The sequence below is a fragment of the Saccharothrix australiensis genome (assembly GCF_003634935.1).
Taxonomy (GTDB): Bacteria; Actinomycetota; Actinomycetes; order Mycobacteriales; family Pseudonocardiaceae; genus Actinosynnema; species Actinosynnema australiense.
The window spans coordinates 6,277,195-6,290,660 of the sequence record NZ_RBXO01000001.1; the positions used below are offsets into that span (position 1 = coordinate 6,277,195).

11 protein-coding genes are annotated in these 13,466 nt (G+C 74.6%); 4 read left to right on the forward strand and 7 right to left on the reverse strand.

Going from position 1 to position 13,466, the window contains the following annotated elements; all coding sequences use genetic code 11:
- Positions 1-2 precede the first annotated feature (2 nt).
- Positions 3-1,070 carry a phenylalanine--tRNA ligase subunit alpha gene (gene pheS, locus C8E97_RS26570; protein WP_121008159.1) on the reverse strand — a complete coding sequence of 356 codons (1,068 nt, stop codon included), beginning with the start codon at positions 1,068-1,070 and terminating at the stop codon, positions 3-5.
- Between the two features lie 358 nt (positions 1,071-1,428).
- On the opposite strand from pheS, the gene C8E97_RS26575 reads away from it, so the two are divergent.
- Entirely contained in the window at positions 1,429-3,195 is a 1,767-nt protein-coding gene (locus C8E97_RS26575) for an HSP90 family protein (protein ID WP_121008160.1), read from the forward strand.
- The gene (locus tag C8E97_RS26580; RefSeq protein WP_121008161.1) at positions 3,192-5,990 is read left to right on the forward strand and encodes a hypothetical protein; all 2,799 of its coding nucleotides are present in this window, start codon (positions 3,192-3,194) and stop codon (positions 5,988-5,990) included. The genes C8E97_RS26575 and C8E97_RS26580 overlap by 4 nt, the downstream gene beginning before the upstream one ends.
- Before the next feature lie 449 nt (positions 5,991-6,439).
- On the opposite strand, the gene C8E97_RS26585 is transcribed toward C8E97_RS26580, so the two are convergent.
- The 4 genes from C8E97_RS26585 to infC all read right to left on the reverse strand — a co-directional run bounded on the left by C8E97_RS26585 (position 6,440) and on the right by infC (position 8,609).
- A complete protein-coding gene (locus tag C8E97_RS26585) occupies positions 6,440-7,276 on the reverse strand; it encodes a TrmH family RNA methyltransferase (RefSeq protein ID WP_121012457.1) in 837 nt (278 codons plus the stop codon).
- Complete coding sequence (gene rplT, locus C8E97_RS26590; protein WP_121008162.1) at positions 7,273-7,662, reverse strand: 50S ribosomal protein L20; 390 nt, start codon at positions 7,660-7,662, stop codon at positions 7,273-7,275. Before rplT ends, C8E97_RS26585 begins: the two co-directional genes overlap by 4 nt.
- A gap of 66 nt (positions 7,663-7,728) precedes the next feature.
- Positions 7,729-7,923 carry a 50S ribosomal protein L35 gene (rpmI, locus tag C8E97_RS26595; protein WP_121008163.1) on the reverse strand — a complete coding sequence of 65 codons (195 nt, stop codon included), beginning with the start codon at positions 7,921-7,923 and terminating at the stop codon, positions 7,729-7,731.
- 71 nt (positions 7,924-7,994) lie between these two features.
- Positions 7,995-8,609 (reverse strand): translation initiation factor IF-3, encoded by a 615-nt coding sequence (infC, locus tag C8E97_RS26600; protein ID WP_121008164.1) that lies wholly within the window; start codon positions 8,607-8,609, stop codon positions 7,995-7,997.
- A 267-nt stretch (positions 8,610-8,876) separates the two neighbouring features.
- On the opposite strand from infC, the gene C8E97_RS26605 reads away from it, so the two are divergent.
- Positions 8,877-9,227, forward strand: coding sequence for a DUF1844 domain-containing protein (locus C8E97_RS26605; RefSeq protein WP_211347143.1), 351 nt, complete (start codon positions 8,877-8,879; stop codon positions 9,225-9,227).
- Between the two features lie 571 nt (positions 9,228-9,798).
- On the opposite strand, the gene C8E97_RS26610 is transcribed toward C8E97_RS26605, so the two are convergent.
- Entirely contained in the window at positions 9,799-10,422 is a 624-nt protein-coding gene (locus C8E97_RS26610) for a hypothetical protein (protein WP_121008166.1), read from the reverse strand.
- Between the two features lie 90 nt (positions 10,423-10,512).
- On the opposite strand from C8E97_RS26610, the gene C8E97_RS26615 reads away from it, so the two are divergent.
- On the forward strand, positions 10,513-12,798 hold the full coding sequence (locus C8E97_RS26615; protein ID WP_121008167.1) for an ATP-binding protein: 2,286 nt from the start codon (positions 10,513-10,515) through the stop codon (positions 12,796-12,798).
- A gap of 140 nt (positions 12,799-12,938) precedes the next feature.
- Here the strand turns inward: C8E97_RS26615 and C8E97_RS26620 are convergent, their stop codons facing one another.
- The gene (locus C8E97_RS26620) at positions 12,939-13,322 is read right to left on the reverse strand and encodes a RidA family protein (protein WP_121008168.1); all 384 of its coding nucleotides are present in this window, start codon (positions 13,320-13,322) and stop codon (positions 12,939-12,941) included.
- Positions 13,323-13,466 lie beyond the last annotated feature (144 nt).

Here is a 13,466-nt window from a genome sequence, read left to right on the forward strand (position 1 = left end):
GGTCATGCCTCCGTTCCGAATGGCTGGGTGAAGCGGACATCGCCTTCGACCATGTCGCGCATGTCCGGCAGGCCGTTGCGGAACTGCAGCGTGCGCTCCAGGCCCATGCCGAACGCGAACCCGGAGTAGACCTCCGGGTCGACGCCGCAGTTGCGCAGCACGTGGGGGTTCACCATGCCGCAGCCGCCCCACTCGACCCAGCCCGCGCCGCCCTTGCGCTCCGGGAACCACACGTCCACCTCGGCGGACGGCTCGGTGAAGGGGAAGAAGCTGGGCCGCAGCCGGGTCCGGGAGCCCTCGCCGAACATGGCGCGGGCGAACGCGTCGAGCGTGCCCTTCAGGTGCCCCATCGTGAGGCCCTTGTCCACGGCCAGGCCCTCGACCTGGTGGAACACCGGCGTGTGGGTGGCGTCCAACTCGTCGGTGCGGAACGTGCGGCCGGGGCACACCACGTACACCGGCGGTTCGCGGTCGAGCAGCGTGCGCGCCTGCACGGGGCTGGTGTGCGTGCGCAGCACCAGGCCGGAGCCGCGCGGCGCGACGTAGAACGTGTCCTGCATGGTGCGCGCGGGGTGGTCCTCGCGGAAGTTCAACGCGTCGAAGTTGAACCACTCGGCCTCCAGCTCGGGGCCCTCGGCGACCTCCCAGCCCATGCCGACGAACACGTCGGCGACGCGCTCGGCGAGCGTGGTGATCGGGTGGCGGGCGCCGCGCGCGACGCGGTCCCACGGCAGGGTGACGTCGACGGACTCCTCGCGCAGCACCCGCTCGTCGCGCTCGGCCTGCAGCACCGCGCGCCGCTCCTCGAAGGCGCGCCGGATCGCGTTCTGCGCCTCGTTCACCCGCTTGCCCGCGTCGGCCTTCGCGGCGGGCGGCAGCGCGCCGATCTCGCGGCGGGCCAGCGGCACCGGTGCGCGGTCACCCAGGTGGCTCGGCTTCACGGCGGCCAGCTCGTCGAGGTCGGCCGCCTTCGCGAACGCCTCCCGCGCCTGCTCCACCGCCGTGTCGAGCGCCTCCGGTGAGAGCGCCGCGACCTGCTTGGGGTCGTACGGGTCGTTGGCTCCGGACATGGTTGGTGGACAGCTCCCGTCGCGTGCCGTGTGAAAGCCGCCCCGTCAAGGGCACGGAGCGGCGGGTCGATCCTAGGTGATCGGCCGACGTCGGGGCGCACCGCGGCCGTGACGGGGCCGTCACCGGGGCCGGGCCGCGCGGGCGGGCGCGGCCCGGTGACCGCGCCGGACGCGCCGCCGAGCCCGTTCCGCCTGGTCGGCGGGCCACGCGCGGGAAATTGTCGGTGGTGGCCGGCACAGTGTCCCCCGTGCGCCGCCGACCCGGCGGGCGAACCGCCGAAAACCGGGTCCGCCGCAGCCGACGCGAGCTTAGAATCCCCCCGTCCTCCGTGACCAGACCCGAGGTGAACCCCACTCCATGCCACACACCTTCGGCGTCGACCTGCGCGGGATCATCGACCTGCTCAGCCACCACCTCTACAGCAGCCCCCGCGTGTACGCGCGCGAGCTGCTGCAGAACGCGGTGGACGCGATCACCGCCCGCCGCGCGCTCCAGCCGGACGCGCCGGGCGAGGTGGCGATCGAGCCGATCGAGCCCGGCGCGTCCGGCGCCCTCCGCATCACCGACACCGGCATCGGCCTGACCGAGCGCGAGGTGCACGACCTGCTGTCCACGCTCGGGCGCACGTCCAAGCGCGACGAGCTGGGCTTCGCCCGCCAGGGCTTCCTCGGCCAGTTCGGCGTGGGCCTGCTGTCGGCGTTCCTGGTCGCCGAGCGCGTCCGGCTCGTGTCGCGGTCCGCGCGGGGCGGCCCCGCCGTGCGGTGGACGGCGGACGCGACGGGCGAGTACGAGGTGGAGGTCCTCGACGACGCGGCGGGCGCGGGCGTCCCGGTGGGCACGACCATCGAGCTGGCGCCCCGCCGCGACGCGGAGCACTGGCTGGAGCGCGACGTGGTGCGCGCGCTCGTGGTCGAGTACGGCGAGCTGCTGCCGGTGCGGGTGGCGGTCGCGGGCGAGGTGGTGACCGCCGACGCGCCGCCGTGGGCGGAGGACGCGCTGGGCTACGGCGAGCGGGTGCTGGGCGTGCGGCCGTTCGACGCGATCCCGGTCGAGGTGCCCGCGGTGGGGCTGACGGGCGTGGCGTACGTGCTGCCGGGCGGCGTGCACCCCGGCGCGCGGCAGTCGCACCGCGTGTACCTGAAGCGGATGCTCGTCGGCGACGCCATCGAGGGGCTGCTGCCGGAGTGGGCGTACTTCGTCCGGTGCGTGGTCGACTCGTCGGCGCTGCGGCCGACGGCGAGCCGCGAGTCGCTGTACCAGGACGAGACGCTGCTGGCGGTGCGCGAGGAGCTGGGCAGGCAGGTCCGCGACTGGCTGGTGCGGCTGGACGCGACGAGCCCCGACCGCACGGCGGCCCTGCTGGACGCGCACCACCTGGGCATCAAGTCGCTGGCCAGGGTCGACGACGAGATGCTCCGCCTGGTCGAGCGGTGGCTGCCGTTCGAGACCACCGACGGCGGGCAGTCGCTGCGCCAGTTCCGGCGCAGGCACGGCGCGGTCGCGTACGTGGCCGACGTCGACGAGTTCCGCCAGCTCGCGCCGGTCGCGCACGCGCAGGGGATGGGCCTGCTCAACGCGGGCTACGCCTACGACGCGGAGATCATGGACCGGCTGGTGGCGCTGGACGGCCCGGCGGCGGCCCGCCGCGTGGCGCCGACCGAGGTGCTGGCCGCGCTGGGCGACCCGGAGCCCGCCGTCGAGCAGGCGCTGCGCGACCGGCTCCGGTTGGCCGCGGACGTGCTGGAGCGGCACGACTGCGAGGCCGTGCCGCGCGACTTCGACCCTGGCTCGCTGCCCGCGCTGCTGGTGACGAACGTGGAGGGCGAGCGCAGGCGCGACGCCGAGCAGGTCGGCGAGCAGGCCGACCCGCTGTGGGCGGAGCTGCTGGGCAGTCTGGTGTCGGACGGGTCGGGCGCGGCGCAGCGGCTGGTGCTCAACTGCCGCAACCCGCTGGTGCGGCGGCTGGCAGGGCTGGACGACCCGGCGCTGGTGGAGCTGACCGTGGAGTCGCTGTACGTGCACGCCCTGCTCCAGGCGCGGCGGCCGATGCGCCCGAAGGACACCGCCGCGTTGAACCGCTCGTACCTGGAACTGCTGGACCGCGCCGTCGGAGGGCACGCGTGAGCGAGGAGAAGACCGCCGCCGAACAGCAGTTCGTCGAGGCGTACCACCTGCCCGAGGGCACGGCGCGGCACGAGGCGCTGGAGCGCGCGGCCCGCGCCGCCGACGCGGTCGACCACCTGCCGCTGGCGGTCAGCTGCCGGATCGCGCTGCTGCGGTCCGCCTACGACCTGGGCCGCTACGACCTGATGCTCGCGCCGTTCGCGTGGTGCGGCGCGGCGGAGCGGCGCGACCCGTCGGCGTTCGACGAGTGGGAGACGCACAGCTACGACTGGGCGCACAAGTGGATCGTCAGCGGCCTGGTCGCCGACCCGCGCTTCTCGCTGGCGCAGGTCGAGTCGGTGCTGGAGCAGCTGGCCGACCGCTACCGGCGGCGCGGCTTCTCCCTCCAGCCGGTGCACGGCGCGCGGGCCGACCTCGCCGAGCACGTCGGCGACGACGAGGCGTACCGGGAGCACTTCGCGCGGTACCTGGCGGTCGACCGCGGCCCGATGAGCGACTGCGAGGCGTGCGTGGTCGAGGAGCAGGCCGGGCACCTGATCCGGCAGGGCAGGCACGCCGAGGCCGTCGCGCACGCCGAGCACCAGCTCGACCGGGACACCGGCTGCGCCACCCAGCCGCAGGGCATCCTGACGACGCTGGCGCCCGCGTTCGTGGCGCTGGGCGAGCTGGACCGGGCGCGGCAGGCGCACACCGCGGCGTACCGGCTGGTCCGCGACGACCGGTACGGCGGCTACGTCGACGAGCACCTGGTGTTCTGCGCGACGTCGGGGAACGTGCAGCGCGGCGTCGACCTGCTGCGCCGCCAGCTGCACCGCGTGCACCACTCCCCCTCGCCCGCGCAGGCGATGCACTTCGCGGCGGGCGGCGCGCTGCTGCTGGGCCGCGTCGACCAGCCGGTCGAGTTCGCCGTGCCGCGCGACGGGCAGGTCGAGGTGCTGTCCGGGCCGGAGTTGCGGGCGCTGCTGGAGGCGCGGGCGCTGGACCTCGCCGACCGGTTCGACCGGCGCAACGGCACCGACGCGGTGAGCCGCCGCGTCCGGGCCAGGCTGGCGCTGGCGGACACCGCGCACGTGCCGCTGGCCGTGCCGGTGCCCGCCGCGCCCGCGCCGGAGCCTGCGGAGGAGCCGGTGGCCGTCGGCGACCCGGTGGAGTTGGCGCGGGAGATGGGCCGGGCGTTCGACGAGGGCGACTTCGTGACCGGCGTCCGGCTGCTCCGGTCGCTGCCCGCCGACCTCGACCCGCTGCTGCCGGAGGGCCTGGCGGCGGCGGTCGCGGCCCGGCGGGCGCTGGTCGCGCGGCAGGCCAGGCCGCCGGCCGAGGTGCTGGCCGACCTGGACGCGGCGATCGCGCGGCTGGCCGCGGCGGGCGAGCACGACCTGGCCAACCGGCACCGCTGCCGGGCCGCGGTGATGCGCGCCGAGGTGGAGGGCCCGGACGCGGCGGCGGCGCGGGCCCGCGACTGCGTCGCCGAGGCCGACCGGTCCGGCACCCCCTACACCAGGGTGGTGACCCGGCTGCTGCTGGCCGACCTGCTGGCCGACGTCGACGAGTTCGACGAGCAGGGCGAGCTGGTGCGGTCGGCGCTGGCGGTCGCCGAGGAGGCGGTGCCGGAGCTGGTGTCGCGCGTGCGCTGCGACCTGGCCCAGCACCGGGCGACGGTCGGCCTGCTCGACGAGGCGGCCGGGCTGGTCGCGGACGTGCTGGCGACGTCGCCGCCGCCGTCGGTGCGGTTCGACGCGCTGCGGCTGCGGATGAAGATCGAGACCGTGCAGGGCTCGCCGGACGCCCTGGCCACGGCCGCCGAGTTCGTGGCGGCGTTCAGCGCGCCGCGCGGCCCGTGGACCGCCGAGGCGCACCGGCAGCGGGTGGCGTCGGTCGAGCGGCTCGGTGCGGAGGAGCACCACCTGGACGAGCTGCGCGCGGCGATCGCGGTCGGCCACGAGCTGGGCGTGCCCGAGGACGTGGCGAAGGCGTGCCACGCGCTGGCGGGCGGCTACCTGAAGTCGGGCCGGTTCGTGGAGGCCGCCGAGGCGTTGGAGGAGGCGGTCCGCGTCGTCGAGGGGCGCGACGTGGCCTACGACATCGTGGTGCCGGTGCGGTACCGCCTGGCGCAGGCGTGCTCGCGGCTCGACGAGCACGACGCGGCCCGCCGGCACCTGGAGGTCGCGCTGTCGCTGGTGCCCGCCGACGAGCCGTGGCGGCGGGCGCTGGTGCTGGACATGCTGGGCGGCGTGCTGCGCCGGTCCGACGAACCGTCGGCCGCGGCGCGGGCGTACGCCGACGCCGCGCGGGCGTGGCAGGAGGTGCCGGACGCGGTCGAGGCGGCGGGGTCGTGGGTCGAGTCGGCGGCGGCGCTGCCGCCGGAGGAGCACGACGGGTGCCTGGCGGCGCTGGCGTCGGCGGAAGCACTGCTGCCGTCGCTGGAGGACGAGGAGCACCGCACCCACCTGGCGGCGCGGGTCGCGGCGATCCGGGCGTTCCTGCACTCGTGCGCCGGTGAGCACGCCGAGGCGGTGGAGCGCAACGGCGTGGCCGAGGAGCTGGCGGCCCGGCTGGGCGACGTGGACTGGCAGGTGTTCCTGGTCCAGCGCGGCGCGCGGTTCCTGCTGGAGTCCGGTGACGCGGTGAACGCGGAGGCCGAGGCGCGGCGGGCGGCGGGTCTGGTCACCGACGCCACGCCGCCGCAGATCGTCGGCGACACGGCGGACGTGCTGGAGCAGGCGCTGCGGGCGCAGGAGAAGCCCGCGACGCGCGATCCGCTGCTGCGGGCGTTGGCGGCGCGGCTGGAGGAGTGAGCGACCCGACGGGTGAGCGACCCGAGGAGCGAACAGCCCGAGGGATGAGCGACCCGAGGAGCGAACAGCCCGAGGGTGAGCGGCCCGAGGGTGAGCGGCCCGAGGGTGAGCGGCCCGGCACACGCCGTTCGGGCGGCCCGCTGCCGCCGGCCGCGTCCTCGGGCTGCCTCGCCGTCGGGTCCGCTGCCGGTGGTGGCCGCCCGAGAGCGCGGGCGCACGGCCCCAGCACCGTGCGTGGGCGAGGAAGCGGGGCACCGAGCGCGGGGACAGGCCGCCGAACAGCGCGGACGCGGGCGGGTCCGTGCACGGCGGCAGTCGCCGGCGGGAAACCGCCGGGTCGCAGGGGTCGGCCGTTCCGCGCGGTCCGTCAGGGCGCGCGGTCCGCCAGCCGGACGAACTGGTCAGCCGGACGTGCGCTCAGCGGGACATGCCCTCAGCCGGACGTGCGCTCAGCCGGACGTGCGCTGGGCGCGGGCCGAGGCGTACAGGCACACCGCCGCCGCCGTGGCGAGGTTGAGGCTTTCCGCACCGCCGTAGATCGGGACCTTCAGGGACGTGTCGAGGGTCGCCAGCACCGCGTCGGGCAGGCCGTGCGCCTCGCTGCCGAACACCCAGGCGGTGGGCCGTTCCAAGTCGCCGCGCAGGTCGGCGGTCACCAGGTCCTCCTCGGCGTAGCCGTCGGCGGCCACCAGGCGGAGACCGGCGGCGCGGCAGGCCGCGAAGACCTCGTCGGCCGAGCGGCGGCGCGAGATCGGCAGGTGGAAGACGCTGCCGGTCGACGCCCGGACGCACTTGCCGTTGTGGGGGTCGACGGTGTCGCCGGCGAAGATCACGGCGTCCGCGCCCGCGGCGTCCGCGACCCGGACGACGGTGCCCGCGTTGCCGGGGTCGGCCACGCCGTGCAGCACCGCGACCAGGCGTGCGCCGGTCAGCGACAGCGGCACGTCGACCAGGTCGCAGACGGCGACGACGCCCTGCGGCGTCACGGTTTCCGACAGCCCGGCGGCGGCCTTGTCGGTGACGCGGCTCACCGGCACGCCCGCGTCGACGGCGGTGCGCACCAGGTCGGGGTTGCGGTCGGCGGCGGTCGACGTGACGAACAGCTCGTGCACCGCGCCCCGTCCGGTGGCCGCCCAGGCCAGTGCCTCCCGCACCGCCTGCGCGCCCTCGGCGAGGAAGCGCCCGGCGCGGTCGCGGCCGGAGCGCCTGGTCAGGTGCCGAGCGGCAACGACCCGAGGAGTCCGTTCGGTGAACGGAGCGTCCTCGGGTCGTGGTGCGACGCTCAGGCGTTGTCCCCGGCGGGCGCGTTCACGTCGGCGGGCAGCGCGGCCTTCGCCAGTTCCACCAGCGCGGTGAAGGCGCCGGGGTCGTTGACGGCCAGCTCGGCCAGGATCTTGCGGTCGACCTCGATCTCGGCGAGGCGCAGGCCCTGGATGAAGCGGTTGTACGTCATGCCGTTGGCGCGGACACCGGCGTTGATGCGCTGGATCCACAGCTTCCGGAAGTCGCCCTTGCGCGCGCGGCGGTCGCGGTACGCGTAGTTGAGCGAGTGGAGCACCTGCTCCTTGGCCTTGCGGTACAGCCTCGAACGCTGGCCGCGGTAGCCGCTGGCGAGCTCAAGGGTGGTACGGCGCTTCTTCTGGGCGTTCACGGCCCTTTTGACGCGTGCCACGGGTCCATCCTGTCGATCTCGTGGGGCCGGTCAGGGCCCCGGGTGTTCATGGGGGAGTGGAGAAGCTCAGAGCCCGAGCAGCTTCTTCAGCCGCGGCACGTCGTTCTTGGCGACCTCGGTGGCACCGGAGAGGCGGCGGGTCAGCTTGCTGGGCTTCTTCTCCAGCAGGTGGCGCTTGCCGGCCTTCTCGCGCATGAGCTTGCCACTGCCGGTGACCTTCACGCGCTTGGAGGTCCCGCTGTGGCTCTTGTTCTTGGGCATGTCCGTCCTCAGTCTCGTGCAGCCACCGGGATGGGGCGGCCGTGCTTGCTCCCGGCCCGGGGGCCGGGAGGTCACTCCTCGACAGACTCCTGCCCAGCGGCGCCGTCGGCAGTGTCCTGCTCGTGCTTGGCCGGGCGGGTCTTCGTGGTCTTGTGCGGCGCCAACACCATGATCATGTTGCGGCCGTCCTGCTTGGGGTTCGATTCGACGAAGCCCAGCTCCGCGACGTCCTCCGCCAGCCGCTGCAGCAGCCGGTAACCCAGCTCGGGCCGGGACTGCTCACGGCCCCGGAACATGATGGTCACCTTGACCTTGTTCCCGTGCGACAGGAAGCGGGCCACGTGGCCCTTCTTCGTCAGGTAGTCGTGCGGGTCGATCTTCGGGCGGAGCTTCTGCTCCTTGATGACCGTCAGCTGCTGGTTGCGACGCGACTCGCGGGCCTTCTGCGCGCTCTCGTACTTGAACTTGCCGTAGTCCATGAGCTTGCAGACCGGCGGCCGAGCCTGTGCGGCGACCTCGACGAGGTCGAGATCCGCTTCCTGGGCGAGTCGGAGCGCGTCCTCGATGCGAACGATCCCGACCTGCTCGCCGTTCGGCCCGACCAGGCGAACCTCGGGCACGCGGATGCGGTCGTTGATGCGCGGCTCGGTGCTGGCGGGGGCACCTCGGTTCGAGGGACTTGTCATTCACGTCCTTTGTGACTCGTTGTGCGCCAAAGACAAGAGGCCCCACACCCGTCCGGCGTGAGGCCCGCTTCCGACCGATCGCACAACGAAGGGCGCAGTCCACCCGTCGAGGTGACCGGACCCGGCCACCTGCGAGCGGTGGGACGCGGGTGGGAGCGGGGGCTCCACTTGCCGTCCCCACACGGGTGGGGACTGGTCGCGCGGAGAATGGTAGCAGATGGCCTTGTCAACCCCCGAACCGGCGACCCGTCCGGGGTAGTTGCGAGAATGGCTCCCGTGACCGACCTGCCTCCGAACAACGTCCGCGAGCTGTCCGATGTTCCCAGCATCGAGGTGATCAGCAAGGCGGCCATCATGCTGCTGTCCGCGTCGGCCGAGCGCCTCGGCCTGGCCGACGAGGACCCGGACACGAGCCCCCGCCGCGACCTCGACGAAGCCCGCCGCCTGATCACGGCGCTGGCCGGCCTGGTGACCGCGGCGGCGGAGTACCTGGGCCCCCACGCGGGACCGATGCGGGAGGGCCTGCAGTCCGTGCAGCGCGCGTTCCGCGAGGCGTCCGCCGTGCCGGACGAACCGGGCCAGGGCCCCGGCGAGAAGTTCACCGGTCCGGTCTACTGACGACCGACACCCCGTCCCCACCACCGACCGCCCCAGGCACCGACCGCCCGGCACCGACCAGACCGCACCGGCCGGGCCACCACCGACGCGAACGGCCACGAGCAGGCCGGCCCGCGATGTCGTACCCCCGTGGTTGGCTATGTGCAAGGGGTGCTCCACCACGGGGTACGCCTGCTTCGTCATCCGCTCCCTGCTCCCCCGCTCCCCGCTCCCCCGCTATCCGACGGCCGGTACATCGTGGCGGTGAAGACCGCGGCCGGGTCGACGCCGTCGCGGCGGCGGCCGGCGGCCGATCCGCGCGTGGTCTCGGTGGCGCAGGACCAGGTGGTCCGCGTGGCACACCGGCGACTCGGCGACCATGCACATCGCAACGCGGCGGCCCGTTGGATCCGGCTGATGTCAGTGACTGACATCAGTTGCGAACGATATCTCCCCGAACAACAACCACGTGCGCGGCACCACGGCGCACAGCACCACAGCGGCGCGACGGCGCGGGGCCGGCAGGGGGCATACGGCGCTACAGCACCGGACCCGCAGGGCACACGGCGCGACGGCAACTGACCGCAGCGGCTTACCGCGCCGCGGTTCCCCGGCGGCCACGGTCGTGCAGGCCGCACACCGCGAGTTGCCGTGCGGCCAGCAGGGAGATGACGTGCTCGTCGCGTCGCCGCCACGCCTCGGCCGGGTCGCCGTCGAACCGCGCCAGTTCCCGCAGCGGCAGGCGGTTGAGGGCTTGCAGTGCCAGCAGGTCGCGGCGGCCCGTGTCGCGCAGGCGGCGCACCGCACCGGCCCGCAGCGCGTAGCGCACCCGCAGCGGCAGCCACGTCACGAGCAGGAACGCCACGGGCACGGCGATCAGCGCGGTCGCCAGCCACAGCGCGCCGGTCTCCACGGCCTCGACCTGGGTGTTGCCCGCGTCGACCAGGGTGCCGCCCGCCGCGCGCCCCCGGTCGAGGGCCTCCCCCAGCTTCCCGCCCACCAGCGGGAGGTCGCGGGCCTTCGCCGCGGCTTCGCCGAACGTGTCGCGCAGGCCGCTGCCCGCCCTGGTCAGCCCGTCGCCGGGGCCGCGCAGCGCCAGCACCGCGTCCCGCGCGGCCAGCGCCGCGGTCACCCAGAACCAGACCCACGCCACCGCCAGCAGGTCGGCGACCACCTGCCACGCCAGCCGCCCCGGTCGATCCGCGTACCACTTCATGGCCGAAGCAATACCAGTTCCGCGACGCCCGCGGCGCCGGGGCGACACCGGTCGTGAGCCTTGATCGCGTTGCGCGCTAGGGTCGGAGCAGTGGGGACGACGTTCGGCGATCTGCTGCGCGGGCACCGTCGGCGCGCGCGGTTGACCCAGGAGGAACTGGCGGACGGCTCCGGGGTGAGCGTCCGCGCCATCAGCGACATGGAGCGCGGCCGGGCCAAGGGTCCGCAGCGGCGCACGGTGGAGGCGTTGGCCGGCGTGCTCGCGCTCGGCCCGGACGAGCTGAGCGCCCTGGTCGCCGCGGCGAAGGAGGGTCGGGCGCGGCGCCCGCCGGTCGTGGTGGAGGCGTGCGCGCTGCCGCCGGACGTCGCCGACCTGACCGGGCGGGAGGGCGAGTTGCGGGCGCTGGCCGAGGTCGCCGACGCCGGCGCGGCCACGTCGGTGGTCGTCGTCCACGGCCCGCCGGGCGCGGGGAAGACCAGCCTCGCGGTGCGGGCCGGGTACCGGTTCGGGTCGCGGTTCGCCGACGGGTGCTTCTTCTTCAACCTCCGGGGCATGGACGCGCGCCCCGTGCACCCGACCGAGGTGGTGCACCGGATGCTGCTGGCGCTGGGCGTCGAGCGCCCGCCCGCGAGCGAGGCCGAGCGGTCGGACCTCTACCGGGAGCTGTTGCGCGGGCGGTCGACGTTGCTGGTGCTGGACAACGCCGCCGACGAGGCGCAGGTGCGCCCGCTGCTGGCGACCGGGCGGGGCTCGCTGGTGCTGGTGACGTCCCGGCAGGTGCTGGGCGGCCTGGAGGCCGTGACGCGGCTCGGTCTGGACGTGCTCGGTCCGGCGGAGTCGGTCGACCTGCTGGCCGCGATCGCGGGCCGGTCGCGGGTGGCGGCCGAGCAGGCGGCGGCGGCGCGGGTGGCGAAGCTGTGCGGGCACCTGCCGCTGGCGCTGCGGATCGCGGGCAACCGGCTCGCGGCCCGTCCGAAGTGGACCGTCGCGCACCTGGCCGGGCAGCTGGCCGACGAGCGGCGCAGGCTGTCGGCGTTGACGGCGGGCGACCTCCAGGTGCGGGCGGCGTTCGAGATCTCCTACCGGCAGCTCGACGCGAAGGCGGCGCTGCTGTTCCGGCGGCTGTCGTTGGCGCCGGGCGCGTCGTGCACGCCGGACCTCGCGGCGGTCGCGGCCGGGGTGGACCGGTTCGCCGCGGAGGACGGGCTGGAGGAGCTGGTGGACATGAGCCTGCTGGACACCGCCGAGACGCCCGGCCGGTACGTGTTCCACGACCTGGTCCGGGTGTTCGCGCACGAGCGGCTGGTCGACGAGGAGCCGGACCACGAGGAGTCGCGGCGGCACGTCGTCCGCTCGCTCCTGCGCACGGCGGTCGCCGCGGCGGGGTTCTTCGGCCCGGACGCGCGGGACACGCCGGTGGACTCGCTGCGCGACAAGGAGGAGGCCGACGCGTGGCTGACCGCCGAGACGGAGAACTGGTTGGGCGCGCTGCGCTGGGCGGCCGGGCGCGGGATGCACCGCGAGGTGCTTGACCTGGCCACCGCCGTGCACTGGTACTCCGACCAGCGCGGGCGCGGCGAGACGTGGGAGGAGGTGTTCACGGCGGGTGTGGCGGCGGCGCGGGCGTTGGGCAGCGTACGCGACGAGGCGGTGCAGCTGAACTTCCTGACGTGGACGCTGTGCGTGCTGCTGCGCAGGCCGCGGGAGGCGCTCGCGCTGCACGGGCAGGCGTGGCGGGCGGCGGTGGCCGCGGGTGACGTCCGGGAGCAGGGCTGGGCGATGCACTACCGCGCGGCGTCGGAGTTGCGCGCCGGCGAGCTGGAGTCCGCCAAGCGGAGCGCGGGGCTGGCGCGGGCGTTGTTCCGGGACGCCGGGTACGTGCTGGGCGAGCAGATCTCGTTGTCGTGCCTGGGGTTGGTGCTGCACGGGTTGCGCCAGTACGAGGAGGCCGTCGACGTGCACCGGCAACTGCTGGCGATCGTCCGGTCCGGCGCGCTGGACCTGGCGCCGGTGATGGCGGACGAGATGCAGGCGAGCCTGCTCGTGCGGACGGCGGGGAGCCTGGCCGAGTTGGCGCGGTGGCCGGAGGTGTTGGAGGCGGCGACCGAGGCCCTGCAACACTCGGTCGCCGCCACCGCGCTCAACAGCATCCGGGACGCCCGGCACCTGCGCGGGTTGGCGCTGTACCGGCTCGGCGACCTCGCCCGGGCGCGTGATGAGCTGGTCGAGACGGCCGCCTTGATGGCCGGGCACCGCTACCACCGGTTGGGCGCGGTGCTCGACCTGCTCGCCGAACTGCACGGCGACCTCGGCGACCCGGCCGCGGCGAGTCGGTACCGGGCACGGGCCGCCGAACTGCGGTCAGCCGATCGGTGATGCGTTGCTGGCCATCGCCGCTGGTCCTTCCGTGACTTGCAGTGGGGGGTCGGCACAAGTCAACCGCCGGGTCCGCCGCGGCACCACGCAGAACGACCGGCAGAAGTACCGCGGATCACCGGGACGGGTGGGATGTGACGTCAGTCGACCACGGCGAGGGCGTCGATCTCGACCAGCAGGCCCTCGGGCAGGCCCACGTACACCGTGGTGCGGGCCGGGAACGGCTGCTGGGTCACGATCTCGTTGTACACCTCGTTCATCTCGCCGAAGTGCGCCGTGTCGGTGAGGTACACGCGCAGCATCACGACGTCGGCCAGGGACGCGCCGCCCGCTTCGAGCACGGCGGACACGTTGGCCAGCGCCTGCCGGGTCTGCTCGGCCACCGTGTCGCCGATGATGGCGTTGGTGGCGGGGTCGAACGCGACCTGGCCCGCGACTTGCACCAGGTTCCCCTTGCGGACGCCCTGCGAGAACGACGCCACCGGCTTGGGCGCGTTCGCGGTCCGGATCTCGGTCTTGGACATGTCACTCCTGTGTTGGATTGCCTCGGCTCCGCCGAGGCGGCTCGGCCGCCTGGTGGTCGGCCCATCGCGCCTGATTTCCCGCCGATCGGAAAGCGTGATCGGCGGGAAATGAGGCGCGACAGGCCGACGCGGCCTCGCGGGTGC

What these genes read in the sequence shown, in the direction of transcription:
- pheS (WP_121008159.1), bottom strand. Translation starts at nt 1,070, where the DNA reads ATGTCCGGAGCCAACGACCCGTACGACCCCAAGCAGGTCGCGGCGCTC.
- C8E97_RS26575 (WP_121008160.1), top strand. Translation starts at nt 1,429, where the DNA reads ATGCCACACACCTTCGGCGTCGACCTGCGCGGGATCATCGACCTGCTC.
- rpmI (WP_121008163.1), bottom strand. Translation starts at nt 7,923, where the DNA reads ATGCCCAAGAACAAGAGCCACAGCGGGACCTCCAAGCGCGTGAAGGTC.
- infC (WP_121008164.1), bottom strand. Translation starts at nt 8,609, where the DNA reads ATGACAAGTCCCTCGAACCGAGGTGCCCCCGCCAGCACCGAGCCGCGC.
- C8E97_RS26605 (WP_211347143.1), top strand. Translation starts at nt 8,877, where the DNA reads ATGGCTCCCGTGACCGACCTGCCTCCGAACAACGTCCGCGAGCTGTCC.
- C8E97_RS26610 (WP_121008166.1), bottom strand. Translation starts at nt 10,422, where the DNA reads ATGAAGTGGTACGCGGATCGACCGGGGCGGCTGGCGTGGCAGGTGGTC.
- C8E97_RS26620 (WP_121008168.1), bottom strand. Translation starts at nt 13,322, where the DNA reads ATGTCCAAGACCGAGATCCGGACCGCGAACGCGCCCAAGCCGGTGGCG.